This is a genomic window from Streptomyces sp. SL06, from assembly GCF_058244745.1.
In genome coordinates, this window is record NZ_JBSYOT010000002.1 from 2071219 (window position 1) to 2091958 (window position 20740).

Here is a 20740-nt window from a genome sequence, read left to right on the forward strand (position 1 = left end):
GTGAAACTTCCCTCTCAGCCCAGCAGGACGTCGTCGTCGCCCAGGCGCTTCAGCTCGCGGTAGAGGATGGCGAGGCCGGTGGCGATGGCGGCGGCGGACACGGCGGCGTCGACGAGACGGAGCGTGTCGCTCTCGGCCCGTGCGAGCTTCGCCTGCTTGGCAACGCCGAACGCGCCGAACACGGTGGTGGCCATGGACAGGTACAGGCCGTTCCGGGACTTCTTGAAGCCCTTGGCCTTCGACAGCTTGCTCACAGCGACGGTGCCTCCTCGATCAGCGGGTGGCCCCACCTTTCCACGAAGGCGGCCTCGACCGCGGCGCCGACCTTGTAGAGCCGGTCGTCCTTCATGGTGGGGGCGATGATCTGCAGACCCACCGGCAGACCGTCCTCGGGGGCGAGGCCGCAGGGCAGCGACATGGCCGCGTTGCCCGCCAGGTTGGTGGGGATGGTGCACAGGTCGGCGAGGTACATCGCCATCGGGTCGTCGGCGCGCTCGCCGATCGCGAAGGCGGTCGTCGGGGTCGTCGGGGAGACGATCACGTCGACCTGCTCGAAGGCCTGCTCGAACTCCTGCTTGATCAGGGTGCGGACCTTCTGGGCGCTGCCGTAGTACGCGTCGTAGTAGCCGCTCGACAGGGCGTACGTGCCGAGCATGACGCGCCGCTTGACCTCGGGTCCGAAGCCGGCCTCGCGGGTCAGCGAGGTGACCTCCTCGGCGGAGTGCGTGCCGTCGTCGCCGGTCCGCAGGCCGTAGCGCAGGCCGTCGAAGCGGGCGAGGTTGGAGGAGCACTCGGACGGGGCGATCAGGTAGTACGCCGACAGCGCGAGGTCGAAGGACGGGCAGTCCAGCTCGACGATCTCGGCGCCCAGCTCCTTGAGCAGTTCGACGGACTCGTCGAAGCGCTGGATGACGCCCGCCTGGTAGCCCTCGCCGCGGAACTGCCGGACGACGCCGACGCGCATGCCGGACACCGAGCCGTTGCGGGCGGCCTCGACGACCGCGGGGACCGGGGCGTCGATGGACGTGGAGTCCATCGGGTCGTGCCCGGCGATCACCTCGTGCAGCAGGGCCGCGTCCAGGACCGTGCGGGCGCAGGGGCCGCCCTGGTCGAGGGAGGAGGAGAAGGCCACCATGCCGTAGCGGGAGACGCCGCCGTACGTCGGCTTGACGCCGACCGTGCCGGTGACGGCCGCGGGCTGGCGGATGGAGCCGCCGGTGTCGGTGCCGATGGCGAGCGGTGCCTGGAAGGCCGCGAGCGCGGCGGAGGAACCGCCGCCGGAGCCGCCGGGGATCCGGGTCAGGTCCCAGGGGTTGCCGGTCGGGCCGTAGGCGCTGTTCTCGGTGGAGGACCCCATGGCGAACTCGTCCATGTTGGTCTTGCCGAGGATGACGACGTCGGCGGCCTTCAGGCGCCGGGTGACGGTCGCGTCGTACGGCGGGATCCAGCCTTCCAGGATCTTGGAGCCGACGGTCGTGGGCACGCCCTCGGTGGTGAAGATGTCCTTGAGCGCGAGCGGGACGCCGGCCAGCGGGCCGAGCCTCTCGCCGCGTGCCCGCTTCTCGTCGACGGCGCGGGCCTGCGCGAGCGCGCCCTCGCGGTCGACGTGCAGGAAGGCGTGCACCTTCTCGTCGACGGCCTCGATGCGGGCGAGGTGGGCCTCGGTGACCTCGACCGCGGTCAGCTCGCCGGAGGCGATCTTCGCGGCGATCTCGGCCGCGGTGAGCCTGATGATGTCGCTCATGGCGGGTTACTCCTCCCCCAGGATCTGCGGCACCTTGAAACGCTGCTGCTCCTGGGCCGGGGCGCCGGAGAGCGCCTGCTCGGGCGTGAGCGACGGACGGACCTCGTCCGGCCGCATGACGTTCGTCAGCGGGAGCGGGTGCGAGGTCGGCGGTACGTCTTGGTCGGCGACCTCGCTGACGCGGGCGACCGCGCCGATGATGTCGTCGAGCTGTCCCGCGAAGTGCTCTAGCTCTTCGGGCTTCAGCTCCAGACGCGCCAGCCGGGCGAGGTGGGCGACCTCCTCGCGCGTGATGCCAGGCATGCAGCGTTCCTCTGGGGTGAGTGTGCGGTTTGGGCGAATCGACTCGGGCACGTGGGCTTGGGCAAGTCGGTCCGGGCCCAATCCTATGGGGCGGGGCCCCGAGTGCGTGAAACGGTTTCCCCCACCGCCCGCTCGGGCGCGGTGCGCGTCCCGGGCGCGGCTGCCCGGGAAATGGTTGTCGTACCGGTCCCGCACACCGACGCAGACGCCCCGGGGCGGCCTCGGGGACGATCGGCGGCGACGCCCTCAGACCGCGAAGAGCAGACCGGCACTGATCAGGACGACGACCGCGGTGGCGAAGTGGATCCCGAAGGCCACGGCCCTGGCGCCCCCGTGGCGCAGCACTATGAGCGTGTCGCCGAGCGGCACGAGGGCCACGCACAGCATGAACCAGGCCTCGGCACGGGCGCCCGAGAAGGCCAGCAGCGCCAGGCCCACCACTCCGAGGGCGCCGTCCCGCAGGCCCTTGATCGTCAGATAGGCGCCGGCGTCCCCGCCGGGGTCGGCCGGGACGCCGTAGCCGGTGGCGGCGGACCCGGGCTGGAACAGGAAGCGGTATCCGAGGAACAGGCAGAACAGGTCGAGCACGACGGCCAGGGTGTACGCGGTGACGGTCACGGCTTCTCCTTGCTAGCGGCGCTAGGGGCAAGAGCGAAGCTAGCAGATCGTCGACAGAATGGCTAGCAATGCTAGAATCCGAGTCATGACGATCCAGACGCGCCGGGAGCGCGAACGAGCGGAACGCGAGCGGCTGATCGTGACGGCCGCGCGGGAACTGGCCGAGGCGGAGGGCTGGGACGCGGTCACCACCCGCCGGCTGGCCGCCGAGATCGAGTACAGCCAGCCGGTCCTGTACAGCCACTTCAAGGGCAAGGACGCGATCATGGCGGCGGTCGCGGTGCGCGGCTGCGAGGAACTCACCGCCGAACTGCGGGCGGCGACCGCGGCGGCCGGGGGCACGCGCGAGCGGCTGGCGGCGGTCGGGAGGGCGTACACGGCCTTCGGGCGGCGGCGGCCCGCGCTCTACGACGCGATGTTCACGCTCCGGGTGGACCTGCCGTTCGCCACGCCGGAGGCCCCGGAGCCCCTCCAGGAGGCGTTCGGCGAGCTGTTGCGGGCCGTGGAGCCCGTCGCGGCACCGGGCGAGGACCCTGGACTGCTCACGGAGACGTGGTGGGCTGGCCTGCACGGGCTGGTGACCCTGATGCGCAGCGGCCGACTGCCGGAGGAGGCCCACGAACGCCGACTGGACCTGCTGATCGGCCACTTCGTGCCGCGCGACCCCGCCGGCTGACCCTGCCGCCCGGGATTGACCCGCGCGCCGGCGGGCGGGTCAGTCGTCGGTCGCGGCCATCGGCAGCGCGGCGGCGGGCCGCACCCAGCCCCGTGAGCCCCGCGCGCGCAGCCACGCCGTCGTCTCGTCCGGCGGCATCGCGGCCGCGACCAGCCAGCCCTGTACGGCGTCGCAGCCCAGGTCGCGCAGGCGCTCCCAGGTCTCGTCGTCCTCCACGCCCTCGGCGACGACCAGCAGTCCGAGCGAGTGCGCGAGGTCGACGGTGCAGCGCACGATCTCGGCGTCCTCGGTGTCGACGGCCAGCCGGGCCACGAACGAGCGGTCGATCTTCAGCTCACTGACCGGCAGCCTGCGCAGATGGACGAGGGAGGAGTAGCCGGTGCCGAAGTCGTCCAGGGACATCTTCACGCCGTGCCCGGTCAGCGCGTTGAGGGTGTCGGCCGCGCGCTGCGGGTCCTCCAGCAGGACGTGCTCCGTGATCTCCAGTTGGAGCGCTCCCGCGGGCACCCCGTGCCGGGCCAGCCGGGCGGCCACCGAGCCCGCGAACCCGGGGGTGTGCACATCACGCGGGGACACATTGACCGCGACCGGCACGAACAGGCCCTGGGAACGCCACCGGGCGACCTGTTCCAGCGCCGTCTCCAGCACGTACTCCGTGAGATGGGGCATCAGCCCCGAGGACTCGGCGATCGCTATGAACTCGTCCGGCGGCACCTTGCCGCGCTCGGGATGCACCCACCGCACCAGGGCCTCAAGACCCGCGACCTGCCCGTCGAAGCGGACCTTGGGCTGGTAGTGCAGCTGGACCTCGTGGGCGTCCAGGGCCCGGCGCAGGTCGCCCAGCAGACCGAGCCGGTCCGGGGTGTTGGAGTCCCGCTTGGACTCGTAGACCTCCACGCCCGTGCGGTCCCGCTTCGCCTGGTACATCGCCACGTCCGCGCGGCGCAGCAGCCCCTCGGCGTCCAGCGCGTGGTCGGGGAAGACCGCGACGCCCGCGCTGGCCTCCAGGACGAGGGTGAGCCCGTCCAGATCCATCGGGGAGCTGAGCGCGGCCACCAGGCCCCGGGCGATCCGGGTCGCCGACGTGGTGGAGTCGGCCACGGGCAGTAAGACGGCGAACTCGTCGCCGCCGAGCCGCGAGGCCTCCGCGCCGCGCGGAAGGGCCTGCCGCAGCCGGTCGGCGGTCTGCAGCAGCAGCCGGTCACCGGCGAGATGGCCGAGAGTGTCGTTGACCGACCGGAAACGGTCGAGGTCGATCAGCATCAGTGCCGAGCGGGCGCCGATGCGCTCGGCGTCGTCCAGCGCGGTCCAGGTCCGCTCAAGCAGCCACTGCCGGTTGGGCAGTCCGGTGAGCGGGTCGCGCAACTGCTCCTCGGCCCGAGCACGGGCGATCCGCAGCGTGGAGTCCAGGGCGATCAGCGGGATGGAGAACAGCGGCAGCAGCAGCGGCTTGGCGACGGCGACGACGCAGATCAGCGGGGCGATGCCCAGCAGCGCGACGGCCACGAGGCCCTGTCTGACGAGGGCGGTGCGGGCGACGGTGGGCAGGCCGACGCGCGGTGTCTGCAAGTACCACAGCAGGGCGCGGGTGACGGCGAGATAGGCGACGGCGGCGAGTGCCACCTTGGGCGCCGCGGACACCCCCCAGGTGTCGGGGTCCCACGGGTCCTCCACCGACGGTACGGAGCCGCAGGCACCCAGCAGGAGCGCGCCCGCGGCGATGCCGAGGAGGTCGACCGCGCCGTGCAGCACGCCCTGGCGCCAGCGGCCCCGGCGGGCTATGCCGACCAGGACGACGACGGTGAGGCTGACCATGCCGGCCGGAACCCATCCGTACAGCAGCAGGACGGCGAGGGTGAGGGCGGCGCCGGAGCCGGTGCCGCCCCACCAGCGGGAGCGGCCGAGCATGACCAGGTGGCCGACGACGATGCCGGTCAGCACGGCCAGCGACCAGCCGACGGTGCCGGACGGGAAGAGGGCGTGGCCGTCGGTGAACGCCCGGTAGAAGCCGGCGCCCAGCACGAAGGCGGCGGCACCGACGATCGCCGCGGGCAACGCGGGCCAGGACAGGTGCCGTTCGCCGTCGATGTCGGCCGGCCCCTGGGCGTACCGCCGCACGGGCGACGGTGCGGAGCCGCGGGCGTCCGCCGCGGGATACGGCGCGCCACCATCGCGCTGCCCGAGCCGCCGGCCCACGTGCCACGCGCCCACCCTGCGACGCAGGCGCAGCCGTGAGCCCGCGGCGGCGCTCTCGGTCGGTTCCATTCCCGTCCCTCTCACAGCCTGCGGTGCCCACGCCACGCGGCCCGACGCCCGACAGTCATCAACGGCTCCGCGTTGGAGAACCCTTCGCCCCGTCCTGCGGTCGGGGCAGGGAGATGCCCCGACCGCAGCCGGGCACGGCGGGCGCACACCTCAACAGTAGGCCGCGGAACGCTTCCAGGGGCACCGGTCGTCGACGGTTGCCCGAATGCGCCCCGGCCACCCGTATGCATCTGATATGCGCCGATCGGGTGGCCTTCAACCGCTATTCCTCGGCCGAAAGCGCGACGCCGGCCGCCGCTTCGGCTCCTTGTTCGAGCAGGACGGTGAAACCCTCCTCGTTCAGAACAGGCACCTTCAGTTGCATGGCCTTGTCGTACTTCGACCCGGGGTTGTCACCGACCACGACGAAGGATGTCTTCTTGGACACCGATCCGGTCACTTTGGCGCCCCGGGTCTGCAGGGCGTCCTTGGCTCCGTCCCGGGTGAAGTCCTCCAGGGTGCCGGTGACGACGACGGTGAGGCCTTCGAGCGGGCGCGGGCCCCCGTCCTCCTCGGCCGACTGGTCCTCCAGGGGTACTCCGGCCGCCTTCCACTTGCGGACGATCTCGCGGTGCCACTCCTCGGCGAACCACTCCTTGACGGCGGTGGCGATGATCGGGCCGACGCCGTCGGTGTTCGCCAGCTCCTTCTCGGTGGCCTGCTCGATGCGGTCGAGCGAGCGGAACTCGCGGGCCAGGGCCTGGGCGGCGACCGGCCCGACATGGCGGATGGAGAGCCCGTTGAGGAAGCGGGCGAGCGGGCGGCTCTTGGCCTCCTCGATGTTCTTCAGCAGTGCGAGGGTGTTCTTCTTCGGCTCGCCCTCCTTGTTGGCGAAGACCGTGACGATCTTCTCCTCGCCGGTCTTGGGGTCGTGCTTGGGCAGCCCGCTGTCCGGGTCGAGGACATACGCCTTGATGGGCAGCAGCTTGTCGACGGTGAGGTCGAAGAGGTCGCCCTCGTCCACCAGTGGCGGCTCGGAGGGTTCGAGCGGTCCGGTCAGCGCGGCCGCCACGACAGCACCGAAGTGCTCGATGTCCAGGCACTCCCGGCCGGCGAGGTAGGAGACGCGCTCCCGCAACTGGGCGGGACAGGTACGGGCGTTGGGGCAGCGGAGGTCGATGTCGCCCTCCTTCATCGCCTTCAGCGGCGTCCCGCACTCGGGGCACTTCGCCGGCATCACGAACTCCCGCTCGCTGCCGTCTCTGAGGTCGGCGACCGGTCCGAGGATCTCCGGGATCACGTCACCCGCCTTGCGCAGCACCACGGTGTCGCCGATGAGCACGCCCTTGGCCTTGACGACCTCCTGGTTGTGCAGGGTGGCGAACTCCACCTCGCTGCCGGCCACCGTGACCGGCTCGACCTGCGCGTACGGAGTGACGCGGCCGGTGCGGCCGACGCCCACCTTGATGTCGAGGAGCTTGGTGTTGACCTCCTCCGGCGCGTACTTGTAGGCGATCGCCCAGCGGGGTGCGCGGGCCGTGGAGCCGAGCCGGCCCTGGAGGCGGATCTCGTCGAGCTTGACGACCACACCGTCGATCTCGTGGGCCACCGAGTGCCGGTGCTCGCCGTAGTAGGCGATGAACCGGCGCACGCCCTCCAGGTCGTCGACCACCCTGTTGTACGGGGAGGTGGGCAGGCCCCATTCCTTCAGCAGGTCGTAGGCCTGGGAGAGACGGGCCGGGCCCGAGAAGCCCTCCAGGACGCCGATGCCGTGGACCACCATGTGCAGCGGGCGGGTGGCGGTGACCCGGGGGTCCTTCTGGCGCAGCGAACCGGCCGCCGCGTTGCGCGGGTTGGCGAAGGGTTTGTCCCCCGACTCGACCAACCGGGTGTTGAGTTCCTGGAACTTGTCCATCGGGAAGTAGACCTCGCCGCGGATCTCCACGCGGTCGGGGACCCGGTCGCCCGCCAGGCGCTCCGGGATCTCCGCGATGGTGCGGACGTTGGGCGTGATGTCCTCGCCGGTGCGGCCGTCGCCGCGGGTGGCCCCGCGGACCAGCCGGCCGTGCTCGTAGGTGAGGTCGACGGCGAGTCCGTCGACCTTCAGCTCGCACAGGAAGTGGTACTTCTGCTCGCCCAGCTCCTTGGCGATGCGCTCGGTCCAGGCGGCGAGTTCGTCGTCGTTGAAGGTGTTGTCCAGGGAGAGCATGCGGGAGGGATGCTCTACGGCCGTGAACTCCGTCTCGTAGGCGCCGGCGACCTTCTGCGTCGGGGACTGGGGGGTGCGCAGCGCCGGATGCCGCTCCTCCAGCTCCTCCAGGTCGCGCAGCAGCCGGTCGAAATCGGCGTCGCTGATGACGGGGGCGTCCTTCACGTAGTACCGGAAGCGGTGCTCCTCGATCTGCTCAGCGAGCTGCGCGTGCTTCTCCCGCGCCGTCGCGGGCACGTTTGTCGTCTCCGCCTGCTTGTCGCCGGCCACCGTGTGTCCTCCCGTTACTCTGGGTTGTCCGCGAGGGATCTCGCCGCCCGGACGCAGTGGGCGAGCGCACGGCGGGCGTACTCGGGTGACGCGCCCGCGAGCCCGCACGCCGGAGTGACCGTGACCGTCTCCGCGAGCGACTCCGGCCGCAGCCCCAGCCTGCGCCACAGCGTCCTGACCCCCATGACGCTACCGGCAGGGTCTGACAATGCGGCGTCGGTGCCCGGCACGACACCGGTGAATAGCCGGGTGCCGCCCTCCACCGCCTCGCCGATCGCGTCGTCGTCACGCTCGGTGAGGAGCGAGAAGTCGAACGAGACGCCCGCGACGCCCGCCCGGCGCAGCAGCGCGAACGGCACGTCCGGTGCGCAGGAGTGCACCACGACGGGGCCGCCGCCGTGCACCCCGGCCACCTCGCGCAGCGCGCCCTCGACGATCTGCCGGTCCACGGCCCGGTGGGTGCGGTAGCCGCTGGCGCTGCGCACCCGGCCGCGCAGGACGGCGGTGAGCGACGGTTCGTCCAGTTGGAGCACGGGCCGGGCACCGGGCACGCGGCGCCGGACCTCCGCGAGGTGCAGGCGCAGCCCCTCCGTCAGCGAGGCGGCGAGGTCGCGGCAGGCGCCGGAGTCGGAGAGGACCGCCTCGCCGTTCCTGAGTTCCAGGGCGGCGGCGAGGGTCCAGGGGCCGACGGCCTGGATCTTCAGCGGGCCCTCGTACCCCTGCGTGAACTCCTCCAGCGCGTCGAGGTCCTCCCCGAGCCAGGCCCGAGCCCGTTTGGTGTCCCGCCCCGGGCGGTCGCCGAGCCGCCAGCCGCTGGGCTCCACGCGCGCGTACAGCTCGACGAGCATTCCGGCGGTGCGGCCGATCATGTCGGCGCCGGGGCCGCGGGCGGGCAGCTCGGGAAGGAAGGGGAAGTCCTCGAAGGTGCCGGTGACGGTCTTCGCGGCCTCGCGGACGTCGTCTCCGGGAGGGAGCCGATGCCGGTGGCGGGGCCGAAACACGGGCTGGTCTGGCTGTTGTCGCTCACCCGGCCAGCCTAGGGGGCGTCACCGCCCGGGACGCACCGTCAGGTCGTGGACCTCCGCGTCCCTCGGCAGGTCCAGGGCCATGAGGATCGTGGTGGCGACCGACTCGGGGTCGATCCACTTCGCGGGGTCGTACTCCTTGCCCTCCTGCTGGTGGACCTTGGCCTGCATGGGGCCGGCGGTGCGGCCCGGGTAGACCGAGGTGACGCGGACGCCGCCCGCGTGCTCCTCCTGGCGCAGGGCGTCGGCCAGGGCTTTCAGGCCGTGCTTGGAGGCGGCGTACGCGGACCAGCCCGCGTGGGCGTTCAGGCCGGAACCGGAGTTGACGAAGAGCACGTGGCCCTGGGCGACGCGGAGCTGGGGCAGGAGGAGGCGGGTCAGCTCGGCGGGGGCGACCAGGTTGACGTTCAGCTGGTGGTGCCAGGTCTTCGGGGTGAGGTCGCCGACCGGGCCGAGGTCGACGACCCCGGCGATGTGCAGCAGCGAGTCCACGCGGTCGGGCAGCGTCTGGTGGGAGAGGGCCCAGGACAGCCTGTCCGGGTCGGACAGATCGCCGACCAGCGTCTTCGCGCCGGGGAAGGCGGCGGCCAGTTCCCTGGCCCGGCCCGCGTCGCGCGCGTGCAGCACGATTTCGTCGCCGCGCCCGTGCAGGCGGCGGGCCACGGCCGCGCCGATGCCGGAGCCCGCTCCGGTGATCACATGTGTAGCCATGCCGGCCATGCTCGCATCACCGGTGCCTCACTCCTCACTCGATGCCCTGGCTCTCCTCCAGGTGGGCCAGGGCGCCGGCCGGCTCCTCGGCGAAGAGGACCAGTTCGATGAGGGGGCGGGGCAGGAAGCCCTCGTCCTCCATGCGGCGGAACTGCTCCTTGAGGCCGTCGTAGAAGCCGGCCGTGTTGAGCAGGACGACCGGCTTGTCGGTGTGCCCGTGCTTCTTCAGCTCCAGGATCTCCGTCGCCTCGTCCAGCGTGCCGGTGCCGCCCACCATGACCACCACGGCGTCGGACTTCTCCAGCAGCAGCCGCTTGCGCTCGGCGAGGTCCCGCGCGATCACCATCTCGTCGGCGTCCTCGCGCGCCTTGTCGGCCAGGAAGCCCACCGAGACCCCGAGCAGCCGTCCTCCGGCCTCCTGCACGCCGTCGGCGACCACCTTCATCAGCCCGGTGTCGGAGCCGCCCCACACCAGGGTGTGGCCGCCCTTGCCGAGCAGGGCGGCGAACTCCCTCGCGGGGCGCGTGTAGCGCTCGTCGAGGTCGGCGGCGGAGAGGAAGACGCAGATGTTCATGGGGCAACGGTACGGCCCGGCCGAAACGGGAAGAACCCGGTGTCCGGGCACGCTGTAGTGACCGGGGCCACTGTCGCACAGGAGGACGATCATGACCAAGGGACACCGCATCACCGTCGAGCCGAGCGACCGGCACGTGCGCGTGGTGCACGACGGACAGGTGCTCGCGGAGAGCGACAAGGCGCTGGTGCTGAGGGAGACGGGACTTCCGGAGCGGTACTACATCCCGCCCCAGGACGTACGCCTCGACCTGCTGACCCCGTCCGACACGCACACGCACTGCCCCTTCAAGGGGGACGCCTCCTACTGGTCGCTGCCGGACGCGGCGGACCTGGTCTGGGCGTACCCGGACCCGAAGGCGGACGTGGCGGAGATCAAGGACCACCTGTGCTTCTACGAGGTGGAGGTGGCCTGAGCGGTTCGTGTCCCGGCGGGGCCGCGGGGAGAGCGGCGACGGGCGGCGAGGCGTCGCTGTACGGCGTATCGTCGCCGCGGCGCGCTGGTGCTGCGGGCCGCGGCGAGCGGGCCGCCGGTGCGCCGGATCGCCGTGTTCCTGCGCCACACCGGCCTGGGCGAGGAGTTGATCCGGGTGCCCGGCAGTCCCCCATGTGGACGGGCATGGAGTCGGCGGCGCCGGGCCCGGCGCACGACGACGCCGTGACGGGCGACAGCCGGGTCCCGGAGCCGACGTCGGTCACCGCTCCCGTGCTGTCCCTGGCGGGCGGCCCGCGCGATCGCCGGGGCGGCCCCCACGGTGCTTACGGCACCGTGGAGGGGCAGACGCACACGCTGGAGCCGGGCGTACTGGCACCGGTGCTGACGGACTTCCTCGCGAAGTGAGCCAACGTCCGGGTCCCGGGTGGTCGGGTCAGGCCACGCCGGCCGTCACGCGTGAGGTGGAGGCGATCGTCGCCGAGCCCACCACGCGGGTGCCGTCGTAGAGCACGATCGCCTGGCCGGGGGCGACGCCGCGGACCGGGTCCGTGAAGGACACCTCCAGGGTGCCGTCGACCAGTTCGGCCCGGACCTCGCTCTCGCCGCCGTGGGCGCGGAGCTGGGCCGTGTAGGTGCCGGGGCCGGTGGGGGCGGCGCCGCACCAGCGGGGCCTGACCGCCCGCAGCCCGTCCACGTCGAGGGCCCGCGCCGGGCCCACCGTGACGGTGTTGTCCACCGGCGAGATGTCCAGGACGTAGCGCGGCTTGCCGTCGGGGGCCGGGGTGCCGATCCTGAGCCCCTTGCGCTGGCCGATGGTGTAGCCGTAGGCGCCCTCGTGGGTGCCGAGCCGGTTGCCCGCCTCGTCGACGATGTCGCCCTCGGCCCGGCCCAGGCGGTCGGCGAGGAAGCCCTGGGTGTCGCCGTCGGCGATGAAGCAGATGTCGTGCGAGTCGGGCTTCTTGGCCACCGCGAGGCCCCTGCGCTCGGCCTCCGCGCGGATCTCGTCCTTGGTGGTGAGCGTGTCGCCGAGCGGGAACATCGCGTGGGCGAGCTGGCGGTCGTCGAGCACGCCGAGGACATAGCTCTGGTCCTTGGCCAGGTCGGAGGCGCGGTGCAGTTCCCGGGTGCCGTCCTCGCGCAGGATCACCTTGGCGTAGTGACCGGTGCAGACGGCGTCGAAGCCGAGGGCCAGCGCCTTGTCGAGCAGCGCGGCGAACTTGATCTTCTCGTTGCAGCGCAGGCAGGGGTTCGGGGTGCGGCCGGCCTCGTACTCGGCGACGAAGTCCTCGACCACGTCCTCGCGGAAGCGCTCGGCGAGGTCCCAGACGTAGAACGGGATGCCGATCACGTCCGCGGCGCGGCGGGCGTCGCGCGAGTCCTCGATGGTGCAACAGCCCCGCGCGCCCGTGCGGAAGGACTGCGGGTTCGCGGAGAGCGCGAGGTGGACGCCGGTCACGTCGTGCCCCGCCTCGGCCGCGCGGGCGGCGGCGACGGCGGAGTCGACTCCGCCCGACATGGCGGCGAGGACGCGGAGGGGACGGGTGCGCTGCGGGGTCTCAGTCATAACCCGTCCAGGGTACGTGGAGACGGGAACCGGAACGCGCGAGTATGCGTTGGAGATCGCATGGGAGCTGAGCAGGAATCCACGGGCGGCTCCACGGGCGGGCCCAAGTCCACGGGCGGACCCAAGGACGCGGACCGGCGTATCGGCCGGCGGACGCTGATCGTCGGCGGTACGGCGGCGGCCGTCGGCTCCGCCGTGCTCGCGCGCGACGAGCTGTCCCGCCTGTGGTGGCGCGCACCGGGAGTCGAGCGGCCCCGCGAGGAGGGCGCCGTGGACTACTCGGGCGCCCGCTGGGTGGCGGCGTCGGGCGCGAACTGGCGGCGGGCCGACCGGCCGGACGACTACCGCATCGACATGGTGATCGTCCATGTCACACAGGGCAGCTTCGACAGCGCCGTGAAGGCCTTCCAGAACCCCGGGCACAAGGCGGCCGCGCACTACATCGTCGGGCAGGACGGGCACGTCGCCCAGATGATCCGCGAGCTGGACGTGGCGTACCACGCGGGCAACCGCGGCTACAACGAACGAAGTGTCGGCATAGAGCACGAGGGCTTCGTGGACCGCCCCCGGGACTTCACCGACAGGATGTACACCGCCTCCGCGCGACTGACGGCGGGGATATGCGCACGGTACGAGATACCCCTGGACCGCGAGCACATCATCGGCCACGTGGAGGTGCCGGGCACGGACCACACCGATCCCGGGCCGCACTGGGACTGGGACCGGTACATGAAGCTGGTCCGCCGGGCGGCCACGAGCGCCCCGTCGAGCGGCCCCTCGCAGTCCGGCGTCTAGGAAGTGCCGCTCCGCCCGTCCAGGGACCGCGCTCTAGGTCAGCCCCGCCGCCCGTGCCCGTTCCACCGCCGGTCCGACGGCCTTGGCCAGCGCCTCGACGTCGGCCTGTGTGGAGGTGTGGCCGAGGGAGAAGCGCAGGGTGCCGCGGGCCAGGTCGGGATCGGTGCCGGTGGCCAGCAGGACATGGCTGGGCTGGGCGACACCCGCGGTGCAGGCGGAGCCGGTGGAGCACTCGATGCCCTGGGCGTCGAGCAGGAGGAGCAGGGAGTCGCCCTCGCAGCCGGGGAAGGTGAAGTGCGCGTTGGCGGGGAGCCGGTGCGCGGGGTCGCCGCCGAGGACGGCGTCCGGGACCGCCGTGCGGACCGCGTCGACCAGGTCGTCGCGCAGGGCGCCGATCTCGCGGGCGAACCACTCGCGCCGCTCGACGGCGAGGAGGCCGGCGACGGCGAAGGAGGCGACGGCGGGCACGTCGAGGGTGCCGGAGCGGACGTGCCGTTCCTGGCCGCCGCCGTGCAGGACGGGCACCGGGGTGTACTCGCGGCCCAGGAGCAGCGCGCCGATGCCGTAGGGTCCGCCGATCTTGTGGCTGGAAACGGTCATCGCGGCGAGTCCGGAGGCGGCGAAGTCGACCGGGAGCTGGCCGACCGCCTGGACCGCGTCCGCGTGCAGTGGTACGCCGAACTCGGCGGCCACGTCGGCGAGTTCACGGACCGGCATGATGGTGCCGATCTCGTTGTTGGCCCACATGACGGTGGCGAGGGCCACGTCGTCGGGATTGCGGGCGACGGCCTCGCGCAGCGTCTCGGGGTGGACCCGGCCGTGGGCGTCGACCGCGAGGTACTCGACGCTCGCGCCCTCGTGCTCGCCGAGCCAGTGGACGGCGTCGAGGACGGCGTGGTGCTCGACGGGGCTGGCCAGGACCCGGGTACGGGCCGGGTCGGCGTCGCGGCGGGCCCAGTACAGGCCCTTGACGGCGAGGTTGTCGGCCTCGGTGCCGCCGGAGGTGAGGACCACCTCGCTGGGGCGGGCGCCGAGCGCCTCGGCGAGGGTCTCGCGGGCCTCCTCGACGGTGCGCCGCGCGCGGCGGCCCGACGCGTGGAGGGAGGAGGCGTTGCCGGTGACGCTCAGGTGCGCGGTGAGTGCCTCGACCGCCTCGGGAAGCATCGGGGTGGTCGCGGCGTGGTCGAGGTAAGCCATGGTGGGGCCGATTCTACGGGGCGCCCCGCCCGCGCCCGGCCTCGGTTCGGGGTTGGCCCCGAACGGTGGGCCCCGGGCGTGCGGCGGCACGGTCGTCGGGCCGTCTCACAGACTCCACGACATCGTGTTGTCCGCGGCCATGAACACCACCAGGACCAGCAGGTCGGCGACGCCGAGGCCGAGGCCGAGGAGGGCCCGGCCCCGCCGGGTGGTGCCGCGCCACAGGGCGATGCCCGCCAGGGCGATGGCGATCGGGCCCAGGAAGACGTTGAGGACGAGCAGCCCGAGCAGGCCGAGGACGAAGGAGGCGACGGCCATGCCGTCGGTGTCCCGGATGCCGGTCGGGCGGGCGGTGCGGGTGGAGCGGGTGGCCGGTGCGGTGAGCTGCACGAGGTTCTCCCTGCTGTGCGACGGTCCGTGCGTCAGTGGGCGGAGGTGCTCCGGCGGCGGCCGTGCCGCTCGCGGACCGCGAAGACGCCGAGCCAGACGGCGATGACCAGGGCGGCGGCGACGGAGAAGGTGAGCGGCGCGTGGGCGACGGTGCCCAGCACCACGCCGAGGAGCAGAAGTGCGGCGACGAGAAACAGCATGGAGCGGATCCCCCAACCTTCGGTGAACCATTGCGAGTACATTTGTTCACTGACTTCCCAGTCTAGCGCGCCCCACGGCTTTTCAATTCCAGAGAACAGTTGTTAACTGCATGGCATGAGTCACACTCCCGGCGTTCGGCAGGCCCAGAAGCGCAGGACCCGGCAGGCGCTCCTGGACGCGGCGCTCGGGCTGCTGGAGGAGCAGAGCCTGAGCAGCCTGGGACTGCGCGAGGTCACCCGTGCCGTGGGAGTCGCCCCGACCGCCTTCTACCGGCACTTCCACTCCACGGCGGACCTCGGCGTGGCACTGGTGGAGGAGGCGATGGGCAGCCTGCACCCGATGATCGGGAGCACGGTCTCACCGGTCGAGGACAGCGACGAACGCATTGCCCGCGCCGTCGAGTTGATCGCCGGGCATGTGGCCGCGCACCCCGCCCACGTCCGCTTCGTCGCCCGCGAGCGGCACGGCGGGGTGAAGCCGGTGCGGGAGGCCATCCGGGAGCAACTGGCCCGGTTCGCCGAGGAGGTGAAGGCCGAGCTGGCCGACGACAGCGCGTCGGTGGGCTGGAGCGAGGCCGATCTGAGGATGCTCGCGGGCCTCTATGTGGACCAGATGCTGAACGCGGCCTCCCTGTTCCTGGAGACGCAGGAGGCCTCGGAGGAGGAGCGCCGGCGTGCCGCCGCGACCGCGGCCCGGCAACTGCGGCTGATCAGCGTCGGCCGCCGGCACTGGCTGGGCTGACGGGCCGCGGGCGGGTCAGGGGAGCCGTACGCGGGCCAGTTGGCGGGACTGGGCGACCAGGCGGTCGGCGCTGTCCCAGACCTCGGCGTCCTCCTCCAGGAAGCCGCCGGCGAGGTTGCGGGTGGTGACGGCGACGCGCAGCGGCCCTGGTGCCGGGCGGCAGCGCACGTGCACGGTCAGCTCGACCGTCGGCACCCAGCCCTTCAGCCCCAGCTCGAAGGCGGTCGGGGGCAGCGCGTCCACCGCGAGGAGCACCGAGAGCGGGTCGGCGTCGCGGCCGTCGGCGAGTGCGAACCAGGCCCGCATCTCCCCCTTGCCCGAGGGCTGCCCGAGCGCCCAGCCCAGCGTGGCGGGGTCCAGCTTGAGGTTCAGCCGGTCGGTGATGGCCGAGCCGCCGCCGAGGGGGGAGGGACCGTCCTGCGGGCCGAGGCACTGGTCCACCGGCGGGATCGCGGGCGGCCTGGCCGAGGTGCGCACGTCGTCCGGGAGCGTGGCGAGGTCGCCGTAGGAGGCGAGGACGCGGATGCGCTCGACCTCGTCGCCCTCGTCGTCGTACTGGAAGAGGGAGGCCTGGCCGGTGGCGAGGGTGCGGCCCGTGCGGACGGCCTCGGTGCGCACGACCGCCGGTCCCGGCCGGGAGGCGGTGAGGTAGTGGGCCGAGACGGTGAACGGGTCGGGGTGCGGGAGGGCGTCACCGAGGGCGCGGCCCAGGACGGCCAGCAGATAGCCGCCGTTGACGGCGTCGAAGATCGTCCAGCCGGCGGAGAGGCCGATGTCGTAGATGCCGGGGGCGCGCCGGGTGACGGCGGTGTCCCGGTCGAACTCGCTGTCGCCGATGGTGGCCCGCGGGGCCGGCGCGAAGGCTGCTTCTGGCATGACCGCACGGTACAACAGGAAAATACTAAGCGGTAGCTTTCCCTGTGGTCCGAAGGACGCGGGACGGACCCCTCGCTCCCCCTCGCTCCCCCTCACTCCCCTTCCGCCACCGTGGACCGCCGGTTCCAGGCGCGCGGCGCCCGCCAGTGGAAGCGCAGGGCGAGCAGGCGCAGGGTGAAGGCCGTGACGACCGCGAGACCGCTGGTGAACGGGGTGAGGGCCGCGTAGCGCAGGCACAGGGCGACCATCGCGGAGCCGACGATCGCCGGGACGGCGTACAGGTCGCGGTCCCAGCGCAGCAGCGAGGGCACCTCGTTGGCGAGCACGTCGCGCAGCACGCCGCCGCCCACCGCGGTAGCCAGGCCCAGACAGGCGGAGGCGGTCAGACCGAGGCCGTGATCGTGGGCCTTGGTCGTGCCGGCGACGCAGAACAGGCCGAGCCCGGCCGCGTCGAAGATGTTCACGCCGGCCTGGAGGCGCTCCACATGGGGGTGGAGGAAGAACACCAGCAGGGCGGCGAGCAGCGGCGTGACGAAGTACCCCAGGTCCGTGAAGGCCGCGGGCGGCACGGCGCCGATGACCAGGTCCCGGAACAGCCCGCCGCCCAGCGCGGTGACCTCGGCGAGGACGGCGATGCCGAACACGTCGAAGTTCTTGCGTACGGCCAGCAGCGCGCCGGAGATGGCGAAGACGAAGATGCCGGCCAGGTCGAGGGTGTGCTGGACGGTGGGGCTGAAGAATTGCTCGTACACTCTTCCATTCTCACCCAGCAACGAGCCCCCGCCTTACAAACAAAGGCGGGGGCCCGGTGTTGGGGCAAGAATCACATCCCCTTGGCGGGAGGCTCCTCGTCGGCGGCCTGGGCGACCGCCGCGACCTCGGCGGCGACCGCGGCCGAGGTCGCGGCCGACTCGGCCAGCGCCTCCTCCGACACCAGCTCCGCGGCCTCCTTGGCGGCGGAGAGCAGGACGACGTCCTGCGGGGCCTGGTCCTGGAAGTTCTCCGGGTGGTGGCAGGCCACCTGCTGACCGGGCACCAGCTCCTTGAGCGGCGGCTCGGTGGTCGTGCAGATCTGCGTCGCCTTCCAGCACCGGGTGTGGAAGCGGCAGCCGCTCGGCGGGGCGATCGGCGAGGGCACGTCGCCCTTGAGCAGGATGCGCTCGCTCTTGGTCGACTTGCGCGACGGGTCCGGGATCGGCACCGCGGACAGCAGGGCCTTGGTGTACGGGTGCATCGGCGACTTGTAGAGCCGGTCGCGGTCGGCCAGCTCCATGATCTTGCCGAGGTACATCACCGCGATCCGGTCCGAGACGTGCCGGACGACCGACAGGTCGTGCGCGATGATCACGTACGTGAGGCCCAGCTCGCTCTGGAGGTCGTCGAGCAGGTTGACGACCTGGGCCTGGATCGACACGTCGAGCGCGGAGACCGGCTCGTCGGCCACGACCAGCTTGGGGTTGAGCGCGAGCGCGCGGGCGATGCCGATGCGCTGGCGCTGACCGCCGGAGAACTCGTGCGGGTAGCGGTTGTAGTGCTCGGGGCTGAGACCGACCACCGACAGCAGCCGCTGCACCTCCTTCTTCACCCCGCCCTCGGGCTCGACGCCCTGGAGCTTGAAGGGGGCGCTGACGATCGTGCCGATGGTGTGGCGCGGGTTCAGCGAGGAGTACGGGTCCTGGAAGATCATCTGCACATCGCGGCGCAGCGGGCGCATCCCGCCGACCCCGAGGTGGGTGATGTCCTTGCCCTGGAACTCGACCTTGCCCGCGGTCGGTTCGAGCAGCCGGGTGATCAGCCGGCCCATGGTCGACTTGCCGCAGCCCGACTCGCCCACGACACCGAGGGTCTCGCCGGCCCGGACCTCGAAGTCGAGGCCGTCGACGGCGCGGACCGCGCCGACCTGGCGCTGGAGCAGGCCCTTCTTGATCGGGAAGTGCTTCTGGAGCCCGGTCACCTTCAGCAGGGTCTCGCCGGGTGCGGCGTCCCGGGTGAGGGTGGCACCGCTCTGTGCGGGGATGGTCACCGCTTTGTCCTTGGCCTTGTCACTCACAGCTTCGGCGCAATCTCTTCGGTCCAGATACGCTCCCGCTGCTCCTGCGACATGTGGCAGGCGGCCCAGTGGTTGCTGCCGACCTGGGACAGCTCGGGGCGGACCCTGCGGGTGATGTCGTCCTTGGGCACGTCGGCGTACGGGCAGCGCGGGTTGAAGGCGCAGCCGGACGGGAGGTTGATGAGGGAGGGCGGGGAGCCCTTGACCGGGATGAGGCGTTCCTGCTGGTCGCGGTCGAGCCGCGGCATCGAGCCGAGCAGGCCCCAGGTGTAGGGGTGCCGGGGCTCGTAGAACACCTTCTCCGCCGGTCCCCGCTCGACGCACCGGCCGCCGTACATCACCAGGAGGTCGTCGGCCAGTTCGGCGACGACACCCAGGTCGTGGGTGATGACGATGACCGCGGAGCCGAACTCCTTCTGCAGGTCGCGGATCAGGTCGAGGATCTGCGCCTGGACGGTGACGTCCAGGGCGGTCGTCGGCTCGTCCGCGATCAGCAGCTCGGGGTTGTTGACCAGCGACATCGCGATCATCGCGCGCTGGCGCATACCGCCGGAGAACTCGTGCGGGTAGCTGTCCACCCGCTTGTCCGGCTGCGGGATGCCGACGCGGTCGAGCATCTCCACGGCCCGCCGCCTGGCGGTCTTCTTGGACACGTTGTGGTGGATGCGGTACGCCTCCACGATCTGCTGGCCGATCGTGTAGTACGGGTGCAGCGCGGACAACGGGTCCTGGAAGATCATCGCCATCTGCCGGCCGCGCAGCTTGCGCACGTGGTCGGGGTCGGCGGAGAGCAGCTCGGTGCCGTCCAGCCAGATCTCGCCGGAGATCTGCGCCTTGCGCTTGCCGTACTGGCCGGCGGTGTGCAGGCCCATGATGCCGAGGCTGGTCACCGACTTGCCGGAGCCGGACTCGCCCACGATGCCGAGGGTCTTGCCCTTCTCCAGCTGGAAGCTGAGCCCGTCGACGGACTTGACCAGGCCGTCGTCGGTCGGGAAGTGCACCTTCAGGTCGCGTACTTCCAGGAATGCCTTGGGCGTGAGCGGGGCGGCGAAGGACTCGCCCACCACGGCTCCGCTCCTGCTGAGGTCGGTCATGCGAGCCTCACTCGGGGGTCGATCACGGCGTACAGGATGTCCACCACGAGGTTGGCGATGAGCACCGCGAGAGAAGTGATCAGGACGACGCCCAGGATGAAGGGGAGGTCCTGGTTCCTGATCGCGTCGAGCACCTTCTGGCCGAGGCCGGGAAGGCTGAACGTGGTCTCGGTCAGGATAGCGCCGCCCATCAGGGCGCCGAGGTCCATGCCGAGCATGGTGAGCAGGGGCGTCAGCGTCGAGCGCATGGCGTGCTTGCGGATGACGACCTGCTCGCGCAGGCCCTTGGCGCGCGCGGTGCGGATGTAGTCCTCGCCGAGGATCTCCAGCATCGTCGCCCGGGTGATCCGGGCGTACATCGCGGCGTACAGGAAGGCCAGGGTGATCCAGGGCAGGATCATGCCGCCGAGCCAGCCGGTGAAGCTGTCCTCCAGGGGCACGAACTCCGCGTTGATCCAGCCCAGGCCGTGCGAGAAGATCGCCAGGCTGAGCAGGCCGGTGAAGTAGATGGGGAGGGAGACGCCCGCCAGCGCGACGACCATCGCGCCGCGGTCCCACAGGGTGCCCCGCTTGAGGGCGGAGAGCACACCGGCGGCGAGGCCGAACAGCAGCCACAGGACGGCCGCACCGAGCGCGAGAGCCAGGGTCACCGGGAAACGCTCGGTCAGCACCGGCCAGACGGCCTGCTCGCTGCGGAAGGAGTAGCCGAAGCACGGCGCGGAGCACTGGGTGACGTCGCCGCCGCCGGAGTAGGTGCGGCCGACGAAGATCCCCTTGAAGAACTCCCAGGCCTGGACGAAGATCGGGTCAGCCAGACCCAGCTTCTGCCGCACCCCCTCGACCGCCGCGGGGTCCGCCTGCTTGCCCACGAAGCTCGTGGCGATGTCGACGCCCGCCCACTTCGGGACGAGGAAGAAGATGCCGAAGACCACCAGGATGATGACCACGAGCATCACTACGGCGGCGAACAGCCGCCTGATGAGGTAAGCGAGCACAGCTAACGGCCCGCTGCGGACCGCGGGC

Annotated in this window: 22 protein-coding genes and 1 pseudogene; 5 read left to right on the forward strand and 18 right to left on the reverse strand. The window is 71.9% G+C overall.

Annotated elements, in window-relative coordinates:
- Positions 1–14: 14 nt before the first annotated feature.
- The 4 genes from AC4IHM_RS09225 to AC4IHM_RS09240 all read right to left on the reverse strand — a co-directional run bounded on the left by AC4IHM_RS09225 (position 15) and on the right by AC4IHM_RS09240 (position 2665).
- Entirely contained in the window at positions 15–254 is a 240-nt protein-coding gene (locus AC4IHM_RS09225) for a hypothetical protein (RefSeq protein ID WP_490866579.1), read from the reverse strand.
- Positions 251–1744, reverse strand: a complete 1494-nt coding sequence (gene gatA, locus AC4IHM_RS09230; protein ID WP_490866580.1) for an Asp-tRNA(Asn)/Glu-tRNA(Gln) amidotransferase subunit GatA — start codon at positions 1742–1744, stop codon at positions 251–253. Before gatA ends, AC4IHM_RS09225 begins: the two co-directional genes overlap by 4 nt.
- 6 nt (positions 1745–1750) lie before the next feature.
- Complete coding sequence (gene gatC, locus AC4IHM_RS09235) at positions 1751–2047, reverse strand: Asp-tRNA(Asn)/Glu-tRNA(Gln) amidotransferase subunit GatC (RefSeq protein WP_003973500.1); 297 nt, start codon at positions 2045–2047, stop codon at positions 1751–1753.
- A 246-nt stretch (positions 2048–2293) separates the two neighbouring features.
- Positions 2294–2665: a DUF4267 domain-containing protein gene (locus AC4IHM_RS09240; protein ID WP_490866581.1), complete on the reverse strand. Its 372-nt coding sequence runs from the start codon at positions 2663–2665 to the stop codon at positions 2294–2296.
- A gap of 85 nt (positions 2666–2750) precedes the next feature.
- Between AC4IHM_RS09240 and AC4IHM_RS09245 the strand changes: the two genes are divergently transcribed.
- A complete protein-coding gene (locus AC4IHM_RS09245) occupies positions 2751–3341 on the forward strand; it encodes a TetR/AcrR family transcriptional regulator (RefSeq protein WP_490866582.1) in 591 nt (196 codons plus the stop codon).
- Between the two features lie 39 nt (positions 3342–3380).
- On the opposite strand, the gene AC4IHM_RS09250 is transcribed toward AC4IHM_RS09245, so the two are convergent.
- The 5 genes and pseudogenes from AC4IHM_RS09250 to AC4IHM_RS09270 all read right to left on the reverse strand — a co-directional run bounded on the left by AC4IHM_RS09250 (position 3381) and on the right by AC4IHM_RS09270 (position 10374).
- Positions 3381–5606, reverse strand: coding sequence for a putative bifunctional diguanylate cyclase/phosphodiesterase (locus AC4IHM_RS09250; protein ID WP_490866583.1), 2226 nt, complete (start codon positions 5604–5606; stop codon positions 3381–3383).
- A 262-nt stretch (positions 5607–5868) separates the two neighbouring features.
- Positions 5869–8064, reverse strand: coding sequence for an NAD-dependent DNA ligase LigA (ligA, locus tag AC4IHM_RS09255; protein ID WP_490866584.1), 2196 nt, complete (start codon positions 8062–8064; stop codon positions 5869–5871).
- A 14-nt stretch (positions 8065–8078) separates the two neighbouring features.
- Positions 8079–9091: pseudogene (locus AC4IHM_RS09260) on the reverse strand (methionine synthase).
- Between the two features lie 19 nt (positions 9092–9110).
- Complete coding sequence (locus AC4IHM_RS09265; protein ID WP_490866585.1) at positions 9111–9809, reverse strand: SDR family oxidoreductase; 699 nt, start codon at positions 9807–9809, stop codon at positions 9111–9113.
- Positions 9810–9834: 25 nt separating this feature from the next.
- Complete coding sequence (locus AC4IHM_RS09270; protein ID WP_490866586.1) at positions 9835–10374, reverse strand: LOG family protein; 540 nt, start codon at positions 10372–10374, stop codon at positions 9835–9837.
- Positions 10375–10465: 91 nt separating this feature from the next.
- Here AC4IHM_RS09270 and AC4IHM_RS09275 point away from each other — a divergent pair, with 91 nt between their 5' ends.
- On the forward strand, positions 10466–10789 hold the full coding sequence (locus AC4IHM_RS09275) for a DUF427 domain-containing protein (RefSeq protein ID WP_490866587.1): 324 nt from the start codon (positions 10466–10468) through the stop codon (positions 10787–10789).
- Positions 10790–10980: 191 nt separating this feature from the next.
- On the forward strand, positions 10981–11214 hold the full coding sequence (locus tag AC4IHM_RS09280) for a hypothetical protein (RefSeq protein WP_490866588.1): 234 nt from the start codon (positions 10981–10983) through the stop codon (positions 11212–11214).
- A gap of 28 nt (positions 11215–11242) precedes the next feature.
- On the opposite strand, the gene mnmA is transcribed toward AC4IHM_RS09280, so the two are convergent.
- Positions 11243–12373 (reverse strand): tRNA 2-thiouridine(34) synthase MnmA, encoded by a 1131-nt coding sequence (gene mnmA / locus AC4IHM_RS09285; protein ID WP_490866589.1) that lies wholly within the window; start codon positions 12371–12373, stop codon positions 11243–11245.
- Between the two features lie 60 nt (positions 12374–12433).
- Here mnmA and AC4IHM_RS09290 point away from each other — a divergent pair, with 60 nt between their 5' ends.
- Positions 12434–13168 carry an N-acetylmuramoyl-L-alanine amidase gene (locus AC4IHM_RS09290; RefSeq protein WP_490866590.1) on the forward strand — a complete coding sequence of 245 codons (735 nt, stop codon included), beginning with the start codon at positions 12434–12436 and terminating at the stop codon, positions 13166–13168.
- A gap of 33 nt (positions 13169–13201) precedes the next feature.
- On the opposite strand, the gene AC4IHM_RS09295 is transcribed toward AC4IHM_RS09290, so the two are convergent.
- The 3 genes from AC4IHM_RS09295 to AC4IHM_RS09305 all read right to left on the reverse strand — a co-directional run bounded on the left by AC4IHM_RS09295 (position 13202) and on the right by AC4IHM_RS09305 (position 14955).
- On the reverse strand, positions 13202–14365 hold the full coding sequence (locus AC4IHM_RS09295; RefSeq protein WP_490866591.1) for a cysteine desulfurase family protein: 1164 nt from the start codon (positions 14363–14365) through the stop codon (positions 13202–13204).
- Between the two features lie 105 nt (positions 14366–14470).
- Positions 14471–14755 (reverse strand): DUF4190 domain-containing protein, encoded by a 285-nt coding sequence (locus tag AC4IHM_RS09300; protein WP_490866592.1) that lies wholly within the window; start codon positions 14753–14755, stop codon positions 14471–14473.
- Between the two features lie 32 nt (positions 14756–14787).
- Positions 14788–14955: a hypothetical protein gene (locus tag AC4IHM_RS09305; RefSeq protein ID WP_490866593.1), complete on the reverse strand. Its 168-nt coding sequence runs from the start codon at positions 14953–14955 to the stop codon at positions 14788–14790.
- A gap of 115 nt (positions 14956–15070) precedes the next feature.
- Here AC4IHM_RS09305 and AC4IHM_RS09310 point away from each other — a divergent pair, with 115 nt between their 5' ends.
- Complete coding sequence (locus AC4IHM_RS09310) at positions 15071–15697, forward strand: TetR family transcriptional regulator (RefSeq protein WP_490866594.1); 627 nt, start codon at positions 15071–15073, stop codon at positions 15695–15697.
- Positions 15698–15712: 15 nt separating this feature from the next.
- On the opposite strand, the gene AC4IHM_RS09315 is transcribed toward AC4IHM_RS09310, so the two are convergent.
- From AC4IHM_RS09315 to AC4IHM_RS09335, 5 genes are all read right to left on the reverse strand, one after another.
- Positions 15713–16573, reverse strand: a complete 861-nt coding sequence (locus tag AC4IHM_RS09315; protein WP_490866595.1) for a thioesterase family protein — start codon at positions 16571–16573, stop codon at positions 15713–15715.
- Between the two features lie 92 nt (positions 16574–16665).
- Positions 16666–17325 (reverse strand): trimeric intracellular cation channel family protein, encoded by a 660-nt coding sequence (locus tag AC4IHM_RS09320; RefSeq protein ID WP_490866596.1) that lies wholly within the window; start codon positions 17323–17325, stop codon positions 16666–16668.
- Between the two features lie 71 nt (positions 17326–17396).
- Positions 17397–18596: an ABC transporter ATP-binding protein gene (locus AC4IHM_RS09325; RefSeq protein WP_490866597.1), complete on the reverse strand. Its 1200-nt coding sequence runs from the start codon at positions 18594–18596 to the stop codon at positions 17397–17399.
- 23 nt (positions 18597–18619) lie between these two features.
- Positions 18620–19717, reverse strand: a complete 1098-nt coding sequence (locus tag AC4IHM_RS09330; RefSeq protein WP_490866598.1) for an ABC transporter ATP-binding protein — start codon at positions 19715–19717, stop codon at positions 18620–18622.
- Positions 19714–20712, reverse strand: a complete 999-nt coding sequence (locus tag AC4IHM_RS09335) for an ABC transporter permease (RefSeq protein WP_490866599.1) — start codon at positions 20710–20712, stop codon at positions 19714–19716. Before AC4IHM_RS09335 ends, AC4IHM_RS09330 begins: the two co-directional genes overlap by 4 nt.
- Positions 20713–20740: the final 28 nt, after the last annotated feature.